General features: G+C 61.3%; 23 protein-coding genes. 17 read left to right on the top strand and 6 right to left on the bottom strand.

The window, feature by feature from the left end; genetic code table 11:
• Nucleotides 1–6: 6 nt before the first annotated feature.
• The 3 genes from GR212_RS16065 to GR212_RS16055 all read right to left on the bottom strand — a co-directional run bounded on the left by GR212_RS16065 (nt 7) and on the right by GR212_RS16055 (nt 2,058).
• Nucleotides 7–810 (bottom strand): helix-turn-helix domain-containing protein, encoded by an 804-nt coding sequence (locus GR212_RS16065; protein ID WP_163987573.1) that lies wholly within the window; start codon nt 808–810, stop codon nt 7–9.
• The gene (locus GR212_RS16060) at nt 807–1,172 is read right to left on the bottom strand and encodes a nuclear transport factor 2 family protein (protein WP_163987572.1); all 366 of its coding nucleotides are present in this window, start codon (nt 1,170–1,172) and stop codon (nt 807–809) included. The genes GR212_RS16065 and GR212_RS16060 overlap by 4 nt, the downstream gene beginning before the upstream one ends.
• A gap of 100 nt (nt 1,173–1,272) precedes the next feature.
• Nucleotides 1,273–2,058, bottom strand: coding sequence for a TSUP family transporter (locus GR212_RS16055; protein WP_163987571.1), 786 nt, complete (start codon nt 2,056–2,058; stop codon nt 1,273–1,275).
• A gap of 147 nt (nt 2,059–2,205) precedes the next feature.
• On the opposite strand from GR212_RS16055, the gene GR212_RS16050 reads away from it, so the two are divergent.
• From GR212_RS16050 to GR212_RS15985, 14 genes are all read left to right on the top strand, one after another.
• Nucleotides 2,206–2,610: a cobalamin biosynthesis protein gene (locus GR212_RS16050; RefSeq protein ID WP_163987570.1), complete on the top strand. Its 405-nt coding sequence runs from the start codon at nt 2,206–2,208 to the stop codon at nt 2,608–2,610.
• Between the two features lie 162 nt (nt 2,611–2,772).
• The gene (locus GR212_RS16045; protein WP_163987569.1) at nt 2,773–3,732 is read left to right on the top strand and encodes a nucleoside hydrolase; all 960 of its coding nucleotides are present in this window, start codon (nt 2,773–2,775) and stop codon (nt 3,730–3,732) included.
• A gap of 294 nt (nt 3,733–4,026) precedes the next feature.
• The gene (gene cobA, locus GR212_RS16040; RefSeq protein ID WP_163987568.1) at nt 4,027–4,875 is read left to right on the top strand and encodes a uroporphyrinogen-III C-methyltransferase; all 849 of its coding nucleotides are present in this window, start codon (nt 4,027–4,029) and stop codon (nt 4,873–4,875) included.
• Nucleotides 4,872–6,179: a cobyrinate a,c-diamide synthase gene (locus GR212_RS16035; RefSeq protein ID WP_163987567.1), complete on the top strand. Its 1,308-nt coding sequence runs from the start codon at nt 4,872–4,874 to the stop codon at nt 6,177–6,179. The genes cobA and GR212_RS16035 overlap by 4 nt, the downstream gene beginning before the upstream one ends.
• Entirely contained in the window at nt 6,176–7,195 is a 1,020-nt protein-coding gene (gene cobD, locus GR212_RS16030) for a threonine-phosphate decarboxylase CobD (protein WP_163987566.1), read from the top strand. Before GR212_RS16035 ends, cobD begins: the two co-directional genes overlap by 4 nt.
• A gap of 88 nt (nt 7,196–7,283) precedes the next feature.
• A complete protein-coding gene (gene cbiB / locus GR212_RS16025; RefSeq protein ID WP_163987565.1) occupies nt 7,284–8,264 on the top strand; it encodes an adenosylcobinamide-phosphate synthase CbiB in 981 nt (326 codons plus the stop codon).
• A gap of 120 nt (nt 8,265–8,384) precedes the next feature.
• On the top strand, nt 8,385–8,813 hold the full coding sequence (locus tag GR212_RS16020) for a L,D-transpeptidase (RefSeq protein ID WP_163987564.1): 429 nt from the start codon (nt 8,385–8,387) through the stop codon (nt 8,811–8,813).
• Between the two features lie 221 nt (nt 8,814–9,034).
• On the top strand, nt 9,035–9,313 hold the full coding sequence (locus tag GR212_RS16015) for an acyl carrier protein (protein ID WP_069613139.1): 279 nt from the start codon (nt 9,035–9,037) through the stop codon (nt 9,311–9,313).
• 124 nt (nt 9,314–9,437) lie between these two features.
• The gene (locus GR212_RS16010) at nt 9,438–9,911 is read left to right on the top strand and encodes a 3-hydroxyacyl-ACP dehydratase FabZ family protein (protein WP_163987563.1); all 474 of its coding nucleotides are present in this window, start codon (nt 9,438–9,440) and stop codon (nt 9,909–9,911) included.
• A 43-nt stretch (nt 9,912–9,954) separates the two neighbouring features.
• Complete coding sequence (locus GR212_RS16005) at nt 9,955–11,160, top strand: beta-ketoacyl-ACP synthase (protein ID WP_163987562.1); 1,206 nt, start codon at nt 9,955–9,957, stop codon at nt 11,158–11,160.
• Between the two features lie 10 nt (nt 11,161–11,170).
• Nucleotides 11,171–12,451 (top strand): beta-ketoacyl-ACP synthase, encoded by a 1,281-nt coding sequence (locus GR212_RS16000; protein ID WP_163987561.1) that lies wholly within the window; start codon nt 11,171–11,173, stop codon nt 12,449–12,451.
• Nucleotides 12,452–12,503: 52 nt separating this feature from the next.
• Nucleotides 12,504–13,532, top strand: coding sequence for a zinc-binding dehydrogenase (locus GR212_RS15995; RefSeq protein ID WP_163987560.1), 1,029 nt, complete (start codon nt 12,504–12,506; stop codon nt 13,530–13,532).
• Between the two features lie 5 nt (nt 13,533–13,537).
• Nucleotides 13,538–14,470: a lipid A biosynthesis lauroyl acyltransferase gene (locus GR212_RS15990; RefSeq protein ID WP_163987559.1), complete on the top strand. Its 933-nt coding sequence runs from the start codon at nt 13,538–13,540 to the stop codon at nt 14,468–14,470.
• A gap of 271 nt (nt 14,471–14,741) precedes the next feature.
• Nucleotides 14,742–15,464, top strand: a complete 723-nt coding sequence (locus tag GR212_RS15985; RefSeq protein ID WP_163987751.1) for a PAS domain-containing protein — start codon at nt 14,742–14,744, stop codon at nt 15,462–15,464.
• A 187-nt stretch (nt 15,465–15,651) separates the two neighbouring features.
• Here the strand turns inward: GR212_RS15985 and GR212_RS15980 are convergent, their stop codons facing one another.
• Both GR212_RS15980 and znuA read right to left on the bottom strand, forming a co-directional pair.
• Entirely contained in the window at nt 15,652–16,857 is a 1,206-nt protein-coding gene (locus GR212_RS15980) for a GTP-binding protein (protein WP_163987558.1), read from the bottom strand.
• 91 nt (nt 16,858–16,948) lie between these two features.
• Entirely contained in the window at nt 16,949–17,914 is a 966-nt protein-coding gene (znuA, locus tag GR212_RS15975) for a zinc ABC transporter substrate-binding protein ZnuA (protein WP_163987557.1), read from the bottom strand.
• 100 nt (nt 17,915–18,014) lie between these two features.
• Between znuA and GR212_RS15970 the strand changes: the two genes are divergently transcribed.
• From GR212_RS15970 to GR212_RS15960, 3 genes are read left to right on the top strand one after another with little or no spacing between them, the layout of a single operon-like run.
• A complete protein-coding gene (locus GR212_RS15970; protein WP_163987556.1) occupies nt 18,015–18,902 on the top strand; it encodes an ATP-binding cassette domain-containing protein in 888 nt (295 codons plus the stop codon).
• Nucleotides 18,895–19,722: a zinc ABC transporter permease subunit ZnuB gene (gene znuB, locus GR212_RS15965; RefSeq protein ID WP_163987750.1), complete on the top strand. Its 828-nt coding sequence runs from the start codon at nt 18,895–18,897 to the stop codon at nt 19,720–19,722. Before GR212_RS15970 ends, znuB begins: the two co-directional genes overlap by 8 nt.
• Complete coding sequence (locus GR212_RS15960) at nt 19,719–20,117, top strand: Fur family transcriptional regulator (RefSeq protein ID WP_075850764.1); 399 nt, start codon at nt 19,719–19,721, stop codon at nt 20,115–20,117. The genes znuB and GR212_RS15960 overlap by 4 nt, the downstream gene beginning before the upstream one ends.
• Before the next feature lie 51 nt (nt 20,118–20,168).
• Here the strand turns inward: GR212_RS15960 and GR212_RS15955 are convergent, their stop codons facing one another.
• Nucleotides 20,169–20,699, bottom strand: coding sequence for a gamma carbonic anhydrase family protein (locus GR212_RS15955; RefSeq protein ID WP_163987555.1), 531 nt, complete (start codon nt 20,697–20,699; stop codon nt 20,169–20,171).
• Nucleotides 20,700–20,706 lie beyond the last annotated feature (7 nt).

Here is a 20,706-nt window from a genome sequence, read left to right as displayed (position 1 = left end):
CGGCTTTCAGCTGGCGGGCAGCATCGCCTTCAGCGCTTCCGCCGTCTGCGGGTTCGCGGGAAAAAAGGATTCGATCGCGAGCTCCGACAGCGTGACATCGACCGGCGTTCCGAAGACGGTCGTGGTCGACAGGAAGGAGAGGTGTCCCGCTTCGGTGATAAGCTCGAGCGGCACCGCGATTCCGGCGAAATCCCGCTCCGCCGCAACTGTCTTCTGCATTGCGGGCGCGGGATAGGCCGATAATTCCTCCAGCAGTTTTATCAGCACGGGGTCGCCCGTTGCCGATATCTGCTGGCGCAGGCGTTCCAGCAGATGCGCGCGCCATTCGGCCAGGTTGGCGATCCGGGGCGCCAGCCCCTGCGGATGCAGGCTGAGCCGCAGGACGTTGACCGGCGCAGTGGTCAGCGAGACATCGGTTACCCCGGCAAGAAGCGGTGCGACGGCGGCATTGGCGGCGACCAGCGTCCAGTGCCGGTCGACGGCCAGGGCCGGGAAGGGCTCGTGCCCCTTCAGCAGCATATCGATGGCGCGCTGCGCCGGCGCCAGCGCCGGATCGTCCAGCTTGCGTTCCGGAAAGACCGGAGCGAAACCCGCCGCCAGAAGCATGGGGTTGCGCTCGCGCAGGGGTATGCCGAGCCTTTCTGCGAGATGCATCAGCATCTCGCGGCTTGGCAGCGCCCGCCCGCTCTCGAGGAAGCTTAGATGTCGTTGCGAGATATCGGCTTCGAGGGCGAATTCGAGCTGGCTCAGGCGGCGGCGTTGCCGCCATTCGCGCAGGTGATCGCCGAGAGAGCGGGCCGGGTTCGTCATGCGGCGGCCGGCAGCTGGTCGATGAAGCCATGGACGGACTTCAGCCGGTCGCCTTCGAGGATGGCGAAATCCGTGCCCTTGATCATCGGCTCGGCATCGACCGGACCGAAACCCCAGGAGAAGCGGAGATTGTCGCCATGGCGGTCGCCGTCCGTGATCAGGCTGAAGCGGAAGCCGGGGAAGCGTTCGTGCGCCGCCGTGACCAGAGCGTGGATCTGCTCGCGATCGTCGGCACGCATCATTGGGTCGATATAGCTGCAGGCCTCCGTCCATGCCTCGGCAATGAGCGCACGCCGGCGTTCGGTATCGGCTTCGTTCCAGATGGCGATATAGCGTTCTGCAATGGTGGTCGCATCAGTCATCGGTCAACTCCTTTGGATCGCCTGAACCGTTCAGGCAGGGCGATCATCGGCGTGCACCGAAGGACTATCAATTACGTCCGAGGTAATCAAAGGCTCGTTTTTACAGCCCCAGCCATATCCTTACGGGATGATGGGGATCCGCCAGCAGCTTGGCGGCCAGCGCGATACAGACCACGACCAGCAGCGGCTTGATCAGCCTGGCGCCGATACGCATGGCAAGCCGCGAGCCGACCTGGGCGCCGAGGAACTGGCCGAGTCCCATCACCAGCCCGACCTTCCAAAGGATGGCGCCGGAGAAGATGAAGACGATGAGGCTGCCGAGATTCGAGCCGAAATTAAGGAGCTTCGTATGCGCCGTCGCCTTCAGCAGGCCAAAGCCGGCAAGCGTTACGAAGGCGAGCATCAGGAACGAACCGGTGCCGGGCCCGAATGCGCCGTCATAGAATCCGATCAACGGAACGAGGGTCACGCCGAAGAGCCCGGCACTGATGCGCTGATGCCGTTCGACGTCGCCGAGATTGGGCTTGATGGCGAAGTAGAGCGCGATGGCGATCAGCAGGAAGGGGAGGATGATATTCAGGATCGCACTTGGCATGACGGTCGCGAGCAAGGCGCCGAACACGCCGCCAATGACGGCCATGAGCGCCATCGGAAGCTGTTTGTGAAGCTGCACATGCCCCTGCCTTGCATAGGCGATGGTCGCCGAGGCCGCGCCGCAGATCGACTGCACCTTGTTGGTGCCAAGCGCCTGAAGGCCCGGAATGCCGGCCAGCAGCATGACTGGCAGCGTCACCAATCCGCCGCCGCCCGCGATGGAATCGACAAAACCGGCAAAGAACGCGGCGGCAAAGAGCAGAAGCAGGATCTGAAATGTGATGTCTTGCAAGGTGGGAACTCGACGGCGGGAAATCAGCGGCCTTCTGGCACTTCGATCATCCCAAGGCAATTGCCGAGGGGACACACTGCGCGAAATTGACGGTTCGGGAATGGCTGGCTACATCTGCGATATCGGTTGTCGCCACTGGGAGCGAGAATGACGACTCATGCCCATCCCACCCGCCGCTATGTTCTCGGTCTCGGCTGCGAGCGCGGCACGGACTGGAACGACGTGCGCATGCTCGCGGAAAGAGCCTTTCAGGAAGTGGGGATCGGGAGCGAGCAGGTTCTGGCCGTGGTGTCGATCGATACGCGCATGGAAGAGCCGGCCATCCTTGAGACGGCGGCGCATTTTCGGCTACCGGCACGTTTCTTCGAGGCGGCCGTATTGGAGCGGGAGACGCCCCGGCTGAAGAATCCGTCCGAGATCGTCTTCGCTCGTGTCGGCTGTCATGGGGTTGCCGAAGCCGCAGCACTTGCGGCAGCCGGTCTGGAGGCCGAGCTCGTGCTTGCCAAGATCAAGTCCGGTTCTGCAACGGCGGCGATCGCCAGGATCGCTTGAGCTTCGGAATCGCCATCCAAATCTCACAAATGCCCCATAGGACGTCATGGCGGCATTTCGCCGTCGGCTGTTCTCGTGTATGCCGATAGGTCAAGCATGATCCGCGACGGGAGGAGTTTTCCGGAAGATCAAGCTTATTCAGTATGTTGGTAAGGAAAAATCATGCATAAGGTCATTTATGATACGGATCCGGGCGTCGATGACGCCATGGCGCTTCTCTTCCTGCATCGTCACCCGAATATCGACCTTCTCGGCGTGACGACGGTTTTCGGCAATGCCTCGGTAGACACGACGACACGCAACGCGCTGTTCCTCAAGCGCGAGTGGAATATTCCGTGCCCGGTCGCGCGTGGCGCCAGCGTCACCTTCGATCCTTCGCGTCACGAACGCCCGTGGCCGACGATGGTTCATGGCCATAACGGCCTCGGCGACATCGACGTGCCTGACACGATCGACCTGCCGGCCGATCCGCGGCCGGCCTATCAGTTCATCATCGATACCGTCCGCGCCAATCCGGGCGAGGTGACCCTGGTCGCAGTCGGTCGCATGACCAATCTGGCCCTGGCATTGAAGCACGATCCCGAAATCGCCTCGCTCGTGAAGGACGTCGTGATCATGGGCGGCAATTTCTACGTGCCGGGCAATGTCACCCCGGTGGCCGAGGCCAATATTCACGGAGATCCGGAAGCCGCCGATTTCGTCATGACGGCAGCCTGGAAGGTTGTCGTTGTCGGTCTCGACGTGACGTCGATCACGACCATGAGCCGCAGCTATCTGGCCGACATGGCAAAGGCCGGCGGACCTTCGGTGCAGCTGCTGGCGGATTTGTCGCAGTCCTATATCGATTTCTACAAGCATGCGGTCGAAGACGGCATGATGGTCCACGACAGCTGCGCCTGCGTCTATGTCGTCGCGCCTGAGCTGTTCGACACGATCGAAGGGGCGGTTCGCGTCGTCTGCGGCGGCATCGCCGATGGCCAGACGATCGTCAAGCCGGACGGCCGTCGCTTCCCGCCGGGCGATTGGGACAATCTGCCGAGCCAGATCGTCTGCACCGGTATTCGCTCGCAGCCGGTCGTCGATCTGATCCGCGACGTGATCCTGGGCAAGGTGAAGCACTGAGATCCAGGAGAAGGGAGCGGTCACGCTCCCTTCTCGATCCCGCGCAGGCACGCCTATATTTTACCGTTTTTTCATATAGATACTCAAATGTCCGGACATATTGAATCCGGAAGTCCCTGCGATTGACCGTCGTTTTTTCACGGTCTGTCGCCGCTGGCAAAGCCCATAGCGCGTCATCGCCGCATTTCAGACCGTCTGTGGCATACTATCCGTGGCGGAACGACATTGGGCTGCGACCGTCTTATCCCGTTCTCAACGTTGCAATTTCTGCCATCCGGGCATAGGACACAGAGGATGAACGATACCATTTTCTCCAATCTGCCGGCCTTGGAGCCGGGGTCTGTCTGGCTCGTCGGCGCCGGGCCTGGCGATCCGGGGCTGTTGACCCTGCTGGCTGCCAAGGGGTTGGCGGAGGCGGATATCGTCGTGCACGATGCGCTCGTGAACGAGGATTGCCTGAAGCTTGCCCGCCCGGGCGCAGTACTGGAATATGCCGGCAAGCGCGGCGGCAAGCCTTCGGCCAGGCAGCGGGATATTTCGCTGCGGCTGGTGGAGCTGGCGCGGGCCGGCAAGCGGGTTCTGCGCCTCAAGGGCGGCGATCCCTTCGTTTTCGGGCGCGGCGGGGAAGAGGCCCTGACGCTGGTCGAGCATGGCATTCCCTTCCGCATCGTGCCGGGCATCACCGCCGGCATCGGGGGATTGGCCTATGCCGGCATCCCTGTCACCCATCGCGACGTCAACCATGCCGTTACCTTCCTGACCGGTCATGATTCGTCCGGCGTCGTGCCGGACGCGATCAATTGGGAGGCGATCGGCAAGGGCTCGCCCGTGATCGTCATGTACATGGCGATGAAGCACATCGCCCAGATCAGCGCCAATCTCATTGCCGCGGGCCGTTCGGCGGATGAGCCCGTGGCCTTCGTCTGCAATGCGGCGACATCCTCCCAGCAGGTTTTGGAAACGACGCTCGGACGCGCCCCTGACGATGTCGAGGCATCCGGCCTCGAGCCGCCTGCCATCGTCGTGGTCGGCGAGGTGGTGAAATTGCGGCCGTCGCTCGATTGGCTGGGCGCGCTTTCCGGCCGGAAGCTGCTGCCCCTGGCCGAAAGGCCGGGCGAGAGCGGACACAAGGTGTCGGCATGAGCGGCCTTCTGATCGCAGCACCCTCCTCAGGCTCCGGCAAGACCACATTCACGCTTGGTCTGCTGCGGGCACTGCGAAACAGGGGCGTTGCGGTCGCATCCGGCAAGGCCGGGCCGGACTATATCGATCCAGCCTTTCATGCGGCGGCGGTAGGGTCGCCCTGTCTCAATTTCGACCCATGGGCGATGCGCGCCGAACTCATTTCCGCCAACTCGGCACTTCATCGCGCCGGCGGCCGGATGCTCGTTATCGAGGGAATGATGGGCCTGTTCGATGGCGCCGCCGATGGCACCGGGACGCCCGCCGATCTCGCCGCCCTGCTTGGCCTGTCCGTCGTGCTTGTCGTCGATGCCTCGCGCATGTCGCAATCGGTCGCGGCCGTGGTCAGCGGCTTCGCCAATTTTCGAGCTGACATCCGCATTGCCGGCGTCGTCCTCAACCGCGTTGCCAGCGACAGGCATGAGAGAATGCTGCGTCAGGCGCTTGAGACGGTGCGTATGCCGGTTGTCGCGGTCATCCGCAATGACGGTAGCCTTGCTTTGCCGGAGCGGCATCTGGGGCTGGTGCAGGCGGGAGAGCATGGGGCGCTCGAGCATTTCATAGAGGCGGCTGCCGAGATCGTGTCGAAGGCATGCGATTTCGGCGTGCTCTTGCGCGCGGCGCAGCAGCATGTAGTCCGTCCGTCCGTGGCGAATATCGCGCGCCTCATGCCTTTCGGGCAGCGCATTGCCGTGGCGAGGGATATCGCTTTCGCCTTCTCCTACGAACATATGCTGCTCGGCTGGAAACGCCGTGGTGCGGAAATATCCTTCTTTTCTCCCCTCGCAGACGAGGCACCCTCGACGGATGCCGATGCCGTCTACCTGCCGGGCGGCTATCCCGAACTGCATGCCGAAAAGCTTGCCGCCGCGCGGCGCTTTCAGGATGGGGTGGTGGCTGCAGCCGCGCGGGGAGCGCGCATCTATGGCGAGTGCGGCGGATACATGGTGCTAGGCGAGGGGCTCGTGGATGCGGCGGGAACCCGTCATCAGATGCTCGGCCTGTTGCCCGTCGTCACCAGCTACGAGAAGCGGCAGCGCCATCTCGGCTATCGCCGCGTGACGCCGCTTGCCGGCTCCTTTTTCGACGAGTCGATGACGGCGCACGAGTTTCACTATTCGACCATCGTATCGGAAGGCGAGGCAGACCGTCTGTTTGCGGTCAGGGACGCACTCGACGTCGATCTGGGTGCGGCCGGTCTGCAGCGCGGCAATGTCGCCGGCTCCTATATGCATCTGATCGACCTCGCCGGCGAGGCAGCATGACGGGCAGGATCATCCACGGCGGCGGCATTACCGCGGCAGCGCGCCAATATGGCGGGCGTCCGGAGGAATGGCTGGATCTGTCGACGGGTATCAACCCCAATCCGGTGCCTTTGCCCGAGATCCCCGTTACGGCATGGCATAGGCTGCCGGATCAGCATTTGCAGGAGCAGGCGCGGGAGGCGGCGCGGGGCTATTACCGCAGCGGCGATATCTTGCCCTTGCCGGTTCCTGGCACGCAGTCGGTCATTCAGCTGCTTCCCAGGCTCGTGCGGAGCGTCGGCGTCGCGATCCTTTCCCCGACCTATGGCGAATATGCGCGCGCCTTCACGCTGGCCGGCTTGCGTGTCCGTCAGGTTTCGACGATTGCCGAACTCACCGCCGATGACGGACTGGTGGTTGCTGTCAATCCCAACAATCCGGACGGGCGGATGCTGTCCGTCGAGCAATTGCGGGACCTGCATGAGAGGCAACGCAGGCAAGGCGGCATTCTCCTGGTCGACGAGGCTTTCGGGGATGTCGAGCCCGCGGCCAGCATCGTGCCTTTCGCGGCGTCGATGCCGAACCTGATTGTCTTCCGCTCCTTCGGGAAATTTTTCGGCCTGGCCGGCCTGCGGCTGGGTTTCGTCATTGCCGAAGCCTCGATCATGAGCCGTTTCGAGGATTGGCTTGGGCCCTGGGCTGTTTCAGGACCTGCGCTTTCGCTCGCGGCGTCCCTGATGGAAAGCGACACGGGCGCCATCCGAAACCGCATTCTTCAACGGCATTCGGCGCTGGAAACGGTCCTTCGCCGCTCGCAGCTGAATGTCGCTGGAGGCACGGCCCTGTTTGCACTGGTTGCAGACGACCGTGCCGAGGGCATATATACGCATCTCTGCCGTCACCACATTCTGGTCCGCAAGTTCGATTATGCGCGCAACTGGCTGCGCTTCGGGCTGGCTCCGGATGAGGAGGCAGACCAAAGACTCGCCGGGGCACTGGAGTCGGATGATTTTAGGTCTGTTCGACCTAAAATCTGAATCCGCTCCAGAAACAAATAAGTAGAGCATGATGGCGTCCGAAAACCGCTCACACTTTTCGGCATCATGCTCTTGAGGATTATTCGACATGACCGCCGACGAACATCTGCTCATTCTGGTCCTTGCATTGTTGCTCGACCGCATCGTCGGCGATCCCGACTGGCTCTGGCAGCGCTTTCCGCATCCTGTCGTGCTGTTTGGCAAGGCGATTTCGTCTTTCGACCGCCGGTTCAACGCAAAGCACCTTTCGGGCGTGCTTCGCCGCCGCAACGGGATCATGTCGATCGTCGCGTTGCTGATGGGCGCGCTTATCGCCGGCTGGGCGGTTCACGGGTTTCTCGCCTTCTTCGGCTGGCTCGGCATATTGGTCGAGGCGGTGCTCGTCGCGGTTTTTCTGGCGCAGAAGAGCCTTGCCGATCACGTCGGAGACGTGTCGCGGGCGCTGCGCGCGGACGGTCTGGAAGGTGGGCGTCTTGCCGTGTCGCGCATCGTCGGCCGCGATCCGGAGACGCTGGACGAGCCGGGCATCTGCCGCGCGGCCATTGAAAGCCTTGCCGAGAATTTCTCCGACGGCGTGGTCGCGCCCGCCCTCTGGTACGGCGTTTTCGGCCTGCCAGGACTGTTTGTCTACAAGATGCTCAATACCGCCGATTCGATGATTGGCCACAAATCCGAGACCTATATCGATTTCGGCCGTGCCGCCGCCCGGCTGGACGATATCGCCAATTGGCCGGCCGCGCGGCTTTCCATCCTGCTGATTGCCGCCGGCGCGCTGGTCAAGCGCGGTATCTCGGCGCTTGGAAATGCGATCCGCATCGCGGTCAGGGATGGCGGATTGCACCGTTCGCCGAACTCCGGCCGGCCGGAAGCAGCCATGGCCGGGGCGCTCGACATCCAGCTTGCCGGCCCGCGGATCTATGGCGGAGAACTCGTGCGCGAGCCGATGATCAATGGCGCCGGCCGCGATACGGCGACGGTCAACGACATCGAAGCCGGGATTTCCATCTTCTATTCGGCATGCACGATGCTGACGCTGCTCGCTTTCCTCGGATTCCTGCTGCTGCTGTGAATGTCATCCATATTAATGGATCGCTCACTATATGTATTAATTGGGTATAATTGGCATGGCGATACACTCCCTCATCGTCTGAATTGCTTCAGAAGGAAGCAAACAGTCGGAGGGGACAAGATGAAACGCGTCGCGTTAGTAGCAACGGCATGTCTATTCATGCAATTTCATACCGTTTCGGCCCATGCCGGATCTGTTCTTGCGGTGGTCGATCTTCGATCGCAAACAATGACGGTGTCGGAAGATGGAGCTTTCAGGTATCGCTGGAGAGTATCGACGGCCCGCAGGGGCTATGTGACGCCCACTGGCTCCTATACCGCCAAATGGCTGTCCAAGGATCATCGCTCGAAGAAATACGACGATGCGCCGATGCCCTATGCCGTGTTCTTCAACGGCGGCTATGCGGTTCATGGTACCTACGAGGTGCGGCAGCTCGGCCGGCCGGCATCGCATGGCTGCGTGCGGCTCGATACGCGCAACGCCGCCACATTCTTCGCCATGACGTCGGATGCGGGGCTTCACAATACGCGTATCGTGATTAGCGATTGATCTTTCGCCGAGGGAGAGGCGCGCAGCATTGCAATCAGGCCGCAATGCTGCCGCATCTTGCGCGCATGTCGCCATGATTCCGCAATTGTGACGCAAGTGTCATTTTGCTGTTTGCGCAACAGTGCTTCACCAAATTACCGGGGTTTCTGGCGGAAACCATTGGCTTTTGGGATGGATTTCCCTATGAGGGGGATGAATTATTATTTCAAGAGGTATGGGCAGTGACTGCTACATTTGACAAAGTTGCCGACATCATCGCTGAAACCAGCGAAATCGACCGTGACACGATCACTCCGGATAGCCACACGATCGACGACCTCGGCATCGACAGCCTGGACTTCCTGGATATCGTCTTCGCTATCGACAAGGAGTTCGGCATCAAGATTCCGCTCGAGCAGTGGACGCAGGAAGTCAACGAAGGCAAGGTTTCGACCGAAGAGTACTTCGTGCTGAAGAATCTCTGTGCCAAGATCGATGAATTGCGCGCCGCCAAGGGCTGAGCATCATCCTTTGCATTTTTTTGACGCCCAGCCGCCCTTGATTATGGCGGCCGGGCTGTTTCATTCTTAAATAGCGTATCCCGCCCGGAGCATCCTGCGTTGCCGGGTTGGATCGGAGGCGTTGATGCTGCTGGAATATTTCCAGATGATCGACAAGGTCGAATCTGTCGATCTGTCAAAGGGCCTGTTGAAGGCGCATTCCGTCGTTCCGGCGAAAAGTCCGGTCTTCGAAGGCCATTTCCCCGGCATGCCGCTCGTTCCCGGTGTTCTTCTCATCGAAACGATGGCGCAAGCATCGGGCATGCTCGTCCTGGCTGCTACGAAATTCGCCTACATGCCGTTTCTGATGTCGGTCGACGGCGCCAAGATGCGGACCTTCGTCGAGCCGGAAGCGGAACTCGACATCGAGGCCGATCTTGAGCACGAGGGTTCGGGGTTTGCCGTGACCAAGGCACGCATCACCATAGCTGGAAAGAAGGTCTGCGATGCGCAGTTGAAGCTGCGCACCATGCCGTTTAATGAGGTGCCGCTCGGCGATATCGTGCGCAAGCGGGCAGGCGAGGTCGGGCTTCTCGACGCCATCGCCGCCAACGGTTGATGCCGCCGGCTTGTTCGGCGCCGCATTCGAAGAGGATTGATGAATGAGCAAGGCTCAGAATGATGTGGTGATCACGGGTATCGGCGTCGTTACTTGCCAGGGTGTCGGCAAGGATGCGCATCTGGCCCTGCTGACTGCGGACAAGGCGCCGCCGACCATCGTCGAAACCGAGAAATTCAAGCCCTATCCCGTACATCCGCTGCCTGACATCGACTGGTCGCAGCAGATTCCCAAGCGCGGCGATCAGCGGCAGATGGAAAACTGGCAGCGCATCGGCGTCTTCACCGCCGGCCTGGCGCTCGACGATGCCGGCTTCAAGGATGATCTGGATGCCTGCGGCACGATGGACATGATCGTCGCGGCCGGCGGCGGCGAGCGTGATACGAACGTCGATACGCTGATCGTCAACGAGGGCCTGAAGCGCAACGACCGCGAGCTGCTGCTAAACGAGAAGCTGACGACCGAATTGCGGCCGACCCTGTTCCTGGCCCAGCTTTCGAATCTGCTCGCGGGTAATATCTCGATCGTCCACAAGGTCACGGGCTCGTCGCGCACCTTCATGGGGGAGGAAGCCTCCGGCATTTCCGCCGTCGAGACCGCCTTCCATCGCATCAAGTCGGGCGAATCGAGCCATGCCCTGGTCGGCGGCGCGTTTTCGGCCGAGCGTCTGGACATGATCTTGCTGATCGAATCGATCAATGCACATGCGATCGGCGACTGGCATCCGGTCTGGTCGCGCAAGCCGGAAGACGGCGGCGGCATGATCATGGGCTCGCTGAGCGCCTTCCTGGTGCTTGAATCGCGCGCCCATGCCGAAGGCCGCGGCGCACATATCTATGCGACGCTCGATGCGGTCGAGGGCGATCGCGGCCGTCGCGACGACGGCAAGTTCGAGGCACGGCTGGAGCGCATGCTCGCACCTGCCAAGCAGGAAACAGGTGAGGCGACCGTCGTCTTTTCCGGTACGACCGCAATCCCGGATCTGGCGCAGCGCGAAAAGGCGGTGCTCGAAGCGCAGCTTCCGGGCTCGGCCATCCGCGCCTATTCCGGCGTTTCCGGCCATGGGCTCGAAAGCCAGTTTCCGCTCGGGCTCGCCTTTGCAGCGCTGGCCGTCGCGAACCGGGCCAAGGTGCCTCCCTTCGATGCCGCGCATGAAAAGCCGATGGCGACGGGCGCACGCAAGGCGGTGGTAACCACTGTCGGCCATGCGCGCGGCGAAGGCATCGCCGTACTTTCCGCTGAAGCGTGAGGAACAGGATATGACCGCTTACAAGGATCATCTCGGACGTCCGATCGTCGCCGTTACCGGCATGGGGATCATCACGTCGCTGGGGCAGGGGCTGCAGGACAACTGGAACGCGCTTTCGTCCGGCACCTCGGGTATCCATAACATCACCCGTTTCCCGACGGACGGGCTTTCGACGCGTATCGCCGGCACGGTGGATTTCATCGATATCCCGGCGCCGAACGCAGTCGAACGCTCCTATGCCTTCGCGCGGGAGACGACCATCGAGGCTTTGGCGCAGGCCGGCATCTCCGGCGATTTCGATGCGCCGCTTTTCCTGGCCGCACCGCCGATCGAGCCGGAATGGAGTGCCCGCTTCGCGCTTGCCGACCGTTCGCCGCCGGCGGATCATCAGGGCGACGCCTATGAGCGGTTCCTCGCGGCCATGCGCCAGCGTCCGGATCCCGCTTTTCATGAAGCTGCCCTCTTCGGCGCTATTTCCGAGCGTCTTGCCGACCGCTTCGGCACGCGCGGCCTGCCTGTGACGCTGTCGACTGCCTGTGCATCGGGCGTGACCGCGATCCAGCTCGGCATCGAGGCGATCCGCCAGGGACGCACGGCGCGGGCGCTGGTGGTTGCGACCGATGGTTCGCTGAGCGCCGAGGCGCTGATCCGCTTCTCGCTGCTGTCGGCCCTGTCGACCCAGAACGATCCGCCGACGAAGGCCTCCAAGCCGTTCAGCAAGGATCGTGACGGTTTCGTCATCGCCGAGGGAGCCGCGACGCTGGTGCTGGAATCACTGGAATCCGCGGTCGCCCGCGGCGCCAAGATCCTCGGCATCATGAAGGGTGCCGGCGACAAGGCCGATTCGTTCCACCGCACGCGCTCTTCGCCCGATGGCGGCCCGGCCATCGCGACGATCCGCGCGGCGCTTGCCGATGCCGGCATGGAGGAGAGCGATATCGGCTATATCAACGCTCACGGCACCTCGACGCCGGAGAACGACAAGATGGAATATGGCGCGATGTCAGCCGTCTTCGGCGAGCGGCTTCCCACCATCCCCGTTTCATCGAACAAGTCTATGATCGGCCATACGCTGACGGCGGCAGGTGCTGTCGAGGCGGTGTTCTCGCTGCAGACGATGCTGACCGGAACGCTGCCGCCGACCATCAACTACAACAATCCCGATCCGTCGATCATCCTCGACGTCGTGCCGAACATGAAGCGTGAAAAGCAGGTGAACGCCGTTCTTTCGAACTCCTTTGGGTTCGGCGGCCAGAACGCCAGCCTTGTCATGGCGCTTGAACCGGCTTAATCGGACTTTCGAAGAACAAATAATAATGCGCCGAGAGGCGAAGGACTTTGCCATGCGTGCTTTGCAACTGATCGACGACCGCAAACTTGAGATCACCGATCTGCCGGAGCCGGAAGCGCCGGGCGCAGGCGAGGTGACGCTGCGCGTCAAGGCCGTCGCCCTCAACCATATCGATGTCTGGGGCTGGCGTGGCATGGCTTTCGCCAAGCGCAAGATGCCGCTGGTCATCGGCGCGGAGGCCGCGGGCGTGGTCGAAGCGATCGGGCCGGGTGTCGCCAATGTATTGCCGGGCCAGCTGGTATCCATCTATGGCGCGCGCACCTGCGGCCTTTGCCGTCATTGTCGCGAGGGCCGAGACAATCTCTGTGAGAACGTCAGCGGCGTGCATGGCTTCCATCTCGACGGGTTTGCGCAGGAGAAGGTCAACCTTCCGGCGCGTCTGCTCGTTCCGGCCCCGCCCGGCGTCGATGCGATCGGCGCCGCATTGGCTCCCGTGACCTTCGGAACCGTCGAGCACATGCTGTTCGACAATGCCAAGCTGGAGCCGGGCGAGACGATTCTCGTTCATGCCGGCGGCTCGGGCATCGGCACGGCGGCCATCCAGCTTGCCAAGAAGATCGGCTGCACCGTCATCACCACGGTCGGCTCGGACGACAAGATCGAGAAGGCGAAGGCTCTTGGCGCCGATCACGTCATCAATTACCGCACCGACCGCTTCGAGGGCGTCGTGCGCAAGCTCACGAAGAAGAAGGGCGTCGACGTTGTTTTCGAACATGTCGGCAAGGATACCTGGGCCGGCTCGATGCTTTGCATGAAGCGCGGCGGCCGCCTCGTCACCTGCGGCTCGACCTCAGGCGTTTCCACCGAAATGAACCTGATGATGCTGTTCCAGCAGCAGCTGAAGCTGTTCGGCTCCTTCGGCTGCCGCATGGAGAACATGGCCAACGCCATGCAGAAGATGGCGCGCGGGCTGGTGCATCCGGTGATCGATACCGAAGTGAGCTTCGGCGATATCGACCGGGCGCTGGAGCGGATGGAATCGCGCCAGATCTTCGGCAAGATCATCCTGAAGATGGACTGAGCCGCGTGAAGCTGTTCATTACCCGGATCGTCCTTGCGCTCAGAAATTTCCGGCAGTGGCTGGTGGCGCAGGTCATATTCGGCTTCCTCAATTTCCTGAAGCTGTTTCCGGCCGATGGCGGAATCCGATTTGCCGACTGGCTGACCCGCAAGATCGGTCCGCGTATGCGGCGGCACCAGCTGATGCTGACCAATTTGCGCAATGCCTTTTCGGAGAAGAGCGAGGCGGAAATCGAGGAGATCGCGCTCGCAAGCTGGGGCAACATGGGGCGGCTGGCGGCGGAATACGTCTTTCTCGACCGGTTGTTCGATTTCGATCCGCATAGCGACAAGCCCGGTCGCGTCGAAGTTTCCGGCATTCCGATCTTTCTCGATCTTCGGGACAATCCGCGGCCGTTCATCGTTTTTACGGGCCATACCGGTAATTTCGAGCTGCTGCCCGTTGCGGGGGCTGCGTTTGGCCTGACGGTGACGGTGCTCTTCCGCCCGCCGAACAACCCCTATGTGGCCAAGAAGGTTTTCGACTTCCGCGCAAAGCGCATGGGCAATCTCGTGCCCTCGCACGCCGGGTCGTCTTTTGCCCTTGCCAGGGAGCTGGAAGCTGGTCGCGGTGTCGGCGTGCTGGTCGATCAGAAATTCCGCAAGGGCCTGAAGACCCTGTTTTTCGGGCGGGACGTAAAGACCAATCCGCTCCTGCCGAAGCTCGTGCGCCAGTTCAATTGCGAAGTCTATCCGGCCCGCTGCATTCGCCTGCCCGGCAACCGCTACAGGCTGGAAATCGAGCCAAAGCTGGAAATGCCGCGCAACGAAGCCGGCGGCCTCGATCTGGCTGCAACGGCGCAGATGCTGAACGACAAGGTCGAGAGCTGGGTGAGGGAGCATCCCGAACAATGGCTCTGGTATCACGATCGCTGGAATATCAAGAAGACCGTCTTCTAGGCTTTTGCGGCGAGGCGCGCGCCTCCAGGCCGTGTGTACCTTTCGATCCGGTCTTTATGCAGTCATTGCCTTCGGTAAGCTTTGCATTTCAGAAAGTTCTCGTTTCCCGAGAACTTCCGTTCATCCGGATTGAAAGTGCGGGTAAGTCATGATAATTCACAATGTAGAAAGTTTGGTGAGATTGCGGACACCAAACTGAATATCCTTGGGCATGGCAACGCCGGGAATCGAGGCCCTGCGTCCTGACGTGGTCAAGGACAGGAGGGCAATTTTGCTGGCACTCTTTCATGCCTTCTCCATGAAATGCAGTCAGATTCAGCGTGCGATAAAACTTGGCGACGACGAGCTTGTAGCGTCACTTGATCGCGAATTGGGGCCTCTTATTGCGGCTATCCTGGCATATAAGGCCACGAGTCTGCTTGAGATATACATGCAGCTCCAGTTCATGAACAACCTCATACGGGAAGAAGCAGACGATCGTTCGCGAGTCTTGCGCAATTCTGGATCGCTTTCGGTGCTGATCGACCGCTACTTCGGTGGAGCGAGCGAAGCGGCCGGCGAAGTTTTGAGGACGTTTTCGAGCGAGAAAGTCGATCGTGAGACGGTGTTCGGTTTGGAGGAGGGTGTCGTTCTGAACGACGCCATTCTGGATAATCTGCCGGATCGCGTGGCCGTGATTACGCGCGATTATCGTTATCTCTATAGCAACGCGGCCAATTCGGAATTTCTGAAATCGAAGCCGATGGAGCTTCTGGGGCGTCATATCTCGGAATTCGTGGGTTCCGAATCTTTCGAAGGCAGCGTGAAGGCAAAGCTGGATGCGTGCTTTGCCGGAGAAAAGGTGGAATGCCTTTATCCATCCTATCGTCAGGTTGAACCCGACAACGTATTTCACTGCTCCATGACGCCATTGCGCTCCAAGACGGAAGTGATCGGCGCGTTGCTGGTCATGCACGAGATCATCGCCGTCCCCGCGGGCATGTTGGTGGCCTGAACTCGCGCTCAGGCCCCGAACAACAGCTTTCCGATCGCATCGGGTATCAGGCGAGGATTTACCTCGTCTGATCCTTTGTTGTCCTGATTCTGTTCGGCGGCGTCGGATCGCGATGCGTCGTCCGCCCGTTCGTCGTCGCTGTCGCATTCGAAGCAATGACAACGGAATCTGATCACTTTCTGCTTCGTCATGCCGTCGGCCTGTTCCAGCTCGCAAAGGGATCCGGCAGGTCCCGCCAGCGTTCCGGCGTGAAACGATCCGTCTTGACCAGGCACGCGTCCAGCTCCTCCGTGATCCGAGCCTCGCTCATCGGATCGGCACCGATGAACACCAACTCCTGACGGCGGTCGCCCCAGACCGGGTCGAGATAGGGCGCCAGAGCTTGTTTGAAACCCGGATCGCGCGGCCATTGTTCCTGCGGCACCGCCGCCCACCAGAGGCCCATCTTGCTTGTCCGCACCAAAGCACCCGCCTGGCTCATTTCGCCGACATGATATGGTCGGGTCGCGAGCCAGAAGAACCCCTTGGCTCGGACGACGCCGGGCCATGAGCGGTTGAGAAAATCCTGGAATTTAAGGGGATCGAACGGTTTCTTCGCGCGATAGACGAAGGAGCGGATGCCATATTCCTCGGTTTCCGGAACATGATCCTTGAAGCCGTGCAACTCCTTGTACCAAAGCGGATGGGTCTCGGCGCGATCGATGTCGAATCGGCCGGTGCCGAGAACCTCACCCGGTTCCACCGCAGCGAAATCGGCTTCTATCAGTCGGGCATCCGGATTGAGGCCGACAATGATCTTGCGCGCGGCGTCACGTTGCCCGGGCGTTGCCGAACCGACCTTGTTGAGAATGACGACATCGGCGAATTCGATCTGCTCGACCAGCAGGTCGACGATCGTCCTGTTGTCGCCGTCGCCGGCGGTTTCGCCGCGATCGGCAAGGAAATCCGTCGAGCCATAATCGGCCAGAAGGTTGGCCGCATCGACGACGGTCACCATGGTATCGAGGCTTGCGACATCGGAAAGGCTGCTGCCGTCCTCATCGCGGAATTCGAATGTGGTTGCGACGGGCAGGGGCTCGGCGATGCCGGTGGATTCGATCAGCAGATAATCGAACCGGCCCTGCTCGGCGAGCTGGCGGACCTCTTTCAGCAAGTCGTCGCGCAACGTGCAACAGATGCAGCCGTTTGTCATCTCGACGAGCTGTTCCTCCGTTCGGGAGAGATTGGCGCCGCCGTCGCGTACCAGCGCGGCGTCGATGTTCACCTCGCTCATGTCGTTGACGATCACCGCAACGCGCAAACCCTGGCGATTGTTGAGGATATGGTTGAGCAGAGTCGTCTTGCCGGCACCGAGAAAGCCGGAGAGGACGGTAACCGGGAGCTTCTTGTTCATGGCAACCTCATTGTAATGTAATATCATTACATTTGCTGTGGTGAAAAAAGCGAGCAATGGGCTCGCTTCGTTCGGAGATATCAAGCCTGTCTTAGGAGAGGCAGGCTTTCAGGGAATTGGCGATGCCGCGCATCAGGTTGAAATAGAGATCCGGTCCCTGCGGCAGGGTTGCCGCTTCGGGATCGAGCACGCCTGACTTTGCGGACGTGCCTTCCAGCACCACGTTGACCAGCTTCGGTTCGAATTGCGGCTCGGCGAAGACGCAGGTGGCGCCGAGATCGGCGACCTTGCTGTGAATCTCCGCCACGCGCTGCGCGCCGGGAATGCTCTCCGGGCTGACGGTGATGGAGCCGGAGACGCGCACGCCGTAGCGGTGCTCGAAATACTGATAGGCATCGTGGAAGACGATGAAAGGCTTATCCTTCACCGGGGCGAGCGTCGAAGCGATTTCGGTATCGAGCGCGTCGAGCTTGTCGTTCAGCGTCTTCTGGTTCGTTTCATAGGTCAAGGCGTTGGCGGGATCCGCCGCAACCAGGGACGTGGTGATTTCGGCGACCATGGCTTTGGCATTGTGGGGATCGAGCCAGAGGTGAGTGTCGAACTCGCCGTGGTCATGATCGTGGCCGTCGGCGTGTTCTTCGCCGGCTTCGTGCTCGTCGCCGTCGTCATGCGGTTCGAAGGCGCCGCCTTCCCTGAATTTGAGTTTGGCAATGCCGGGCGCATCATCGAGTTCGACGATGGTCGCGTTGGAGCCGAGCGAGGAGAGAGGCTTCTGCAGGAAGGCCTCCATGTCCGGGCCGACCCAGAAAACCACCTGCGCCTGCTGCAGGCTGCGGGCATTCGAGGGCTTGAACGCATAGGTGTGCGGCGATGCCGCGCCGTCGACGATCAGATCCGGCGTGCCGACCCCTTGCATGACCGCGGCGACCAGCGAATGGATCGGCTTGATGGAGACGACGACGCGCGGGGCATCGGCGGCAGTTGCGGTCGTGCTGATCAGCAGGCCCGAAAAGAGAAGGGAGGCGGCGACAGGAAGGAAGCTTTTTGCTGCGTACATGCGATAAATGCCCTTGAATGGGTCTGTTATGTTATTACATCAATTGCGTTATGCTATAACGTGTGCGATAGCATGGCGCAATAGTGCAATTGGAAATTTCATGCTTCCCTCCATCGACAGCAAGAGCCGGCCTCTCGTGTCGCTCCATGACGTCGGCGTCCGTCGCGGCGGTCGCTGGCTGGTGCGCGGCGTCGATTTTTCCGTGAGCCGAGGCGAGATCGTTACCCTGATCGGCCCGAACGGTTCCGGCAAGTCCACCAGCGCGAAGGCGGCTATCGGCGTGCTGAAGCCGGACGAGGGGCGCGTCGATCGCGTTGCCGGCCTGAAGGTCGGATATGTGCCGCAGAAGCTTGCCGTCGATTGGACCCTGCCGCTCAGCGTGCAGCGATTGATGACCCTCACCGGGCCTTTGCCGGAGCGTGAGTTGATTGCCGCGCTGGAAGCCGTCGGCATCGCCCATCTCGCCAAGGCCGAGGTGCAGCATCTTTCCGGCGGCGAATTCCAGCGAGCGTTGCTTGCGCGCGCCATTGCCCGCAAGCCCGACCTGCTGGTGCTCGACGAACCGGTGCAAGGCGTGGATTTCAACGGCGAGATCGCTCTTTACGACCTCATCAAGTCGATCCGCAATTCCGAGGGTTGCGGCATCCTGTTGATTTCGCACGATCTGCATGTCGTCATGGCGGCGACGGATACCGTGGTTTGCCTCAACGGCCACGTCTGCTGCCGCGGCACGCCGCAAGCCGTCAGCCAGAGCCCCGAATATGTCCGGCTGTTCGGCACGCGTGCGGCGCAGTCGCTGGCGATCTACAGCCATCACCACGATCATACGCATCTGCCCGACGGGCGCGTGCAGCATAGCGACGGCTCGATCACCGACCATTGCCATGCCGACGATGGCCATCACCATCATGAGCATGACGACCATCACCACGATCATGATGGCCATCATCACGGCCACGACCATGCCCAGGGTGAGCGCCATGTTTGACGATTTCTTCCTGCGCGCCATTCTTGCCGGTGTCGGACTGGCGCTGACGACCGGGCCGCTCGGTTGCTTCATCATCTGGCGGCGCATGGCCTATTTCGGCGATACGATCTCGCATTCGGCGCTGCTCGGCGTGGCTCTGTCGCTGCTTTTCCAGCTCAACCTCACGCTTTCCGTCTTCGCGGTCGCCGCGCTCGTGTCGATCCTGCTCCTGTTCCTGCAGCGGCGGCAGGCGCTGTCGGCGGACGCGCTGCTCGGCATCCTTTCGCACGCGACGCTCGCGATCGGTCTTGTCATCGTCGCTTTCATGAGCTGGGTGCGGATCGACCTTATCGCCTTCCTGTTCGGCGACATCCTGGCCGTCAGCCCGTCCGATATCGCGGTGATCTGGGGCGGCGGCATTTTCGTGCTGGCGGGAATTGCCTGGCTCTGGCGGCCGCTGCTGGCCTCGACGGTCAATCCCGAGCTTGCGGAGGCCGAGGGATTGCGGCCGGAGCGCGCAAGGCTGCTGTTCATGCTGCTGATGGCCGTGGTGATTGCGATCGCCATGAAGATCGTCGGCATCCTCCTTATTACCGCGCTTCTCATCATTCCGGCCGCTACGGCACGCCGCTTTGCCGCGACGCCGGAGACTATGGCGATTTTCGCCTCGCTGCTCGGCGCCATCGCCGTTGTCGGCGGGCTTTTCGGATCGCTGCGCTATGATACGCCGTCCGGGCCTTCCATCGTCGTCGCGGCGCTCGTTCTGTTTATCATCAGTCTGCTGCCCCTCGTTCGCAGGAGCGGCACGCCAGCGGCGCAACAGAGAGGACAGTCATCATGACCACTCCGATGCTCACCAAGAACCAGTCCCTCGTTTTCGACGTCCTGACCAAGGCGGAAGCGCCGCTCAGCGCCTACACCATTCTCGACAAGCTGCGCGATCAGGGTTTTCGCGCGCCACTGCAGGTCTATCGCGCACTCGACAAGCTTCTGGAATACGGCGTGGTGCACCGGCTCGAGAGCATCAACTCCTTCGTGGCCTGCGCGCATCCGCATGAGGATTGCCATAGCCATGGTCTCGTCGCTTTCGCCATATGCGAAAGCTGCGGACAGGTGATCGAGTTTCACGACCACGAGGTGGACCATCGGCTGATGGATTGGCTGAAATCGCAGAAGTTCAAGGCGGAGAAGTCGACCATCGAAATTCGCGGACATTGTGCCAATTGCGCGGCATAAGTTCGCGGCGAATATCTTTCGCCAGGTTCGTCAACTGTTTATCGACGTATGCTAATCTAATCTCTTAAGATCGCGCGCGAAGCGCTGCCAGTTGGCGACATAGTGGCGGGCCGAACGGCGCAGGCCCTCGATCGCGGCTTCGTCCAGCGTGCGGATCGCCTTTGCCGGTGCGCCGACGATCAGCGAACCATCCGGAAATTCCTTGCCTTCGGTCACCAGCGCATTGGCGCCGACGAGGCAGTTGTTGCCGATCTTCGCGCCGTTCAGAATGGTGGCGCCCATGCCGATCAGCGAGTTGTTGCCGATGGTGCAGCCATGAATGATGGCGTGATGCCCGATGGTGCAGCCTTCGCCGATCGTGACGGGGAAGGCGGGATCGGTATGTACCATCGTTCCTTCCTGGATATTCGTCGCCTTGCCGATGGCGATCAGCTCGTTGTCGCCACGCAGCACCGAGCCGAACCAGATGCCGACATCCTCGCCGATTTCAACCTTGCCGATCACGCTTGCGTCCGGCGCGATCCAGTATCGGTCCGGACCGGGCGTTTTTGGCGTCAGGCCGGCAAGGGCGTAAAGCGGCATGGTCGAT

The organism is Martinezella lusitana, from assembly GCF_010668395.1.
GTDB classification, from domain to species: Bacteria; Pseudomonadota; Alphaproteobacteria; order Rhizobiales; family Rhizobiaceae; genus Rhizobium; species Rhizobium lusitanum_A.
The sequence above is the reverse complement of the archived record's forward strand: the minus strand, read 5'-3'. Positions and strand labels throughout refer to the sequence as shown.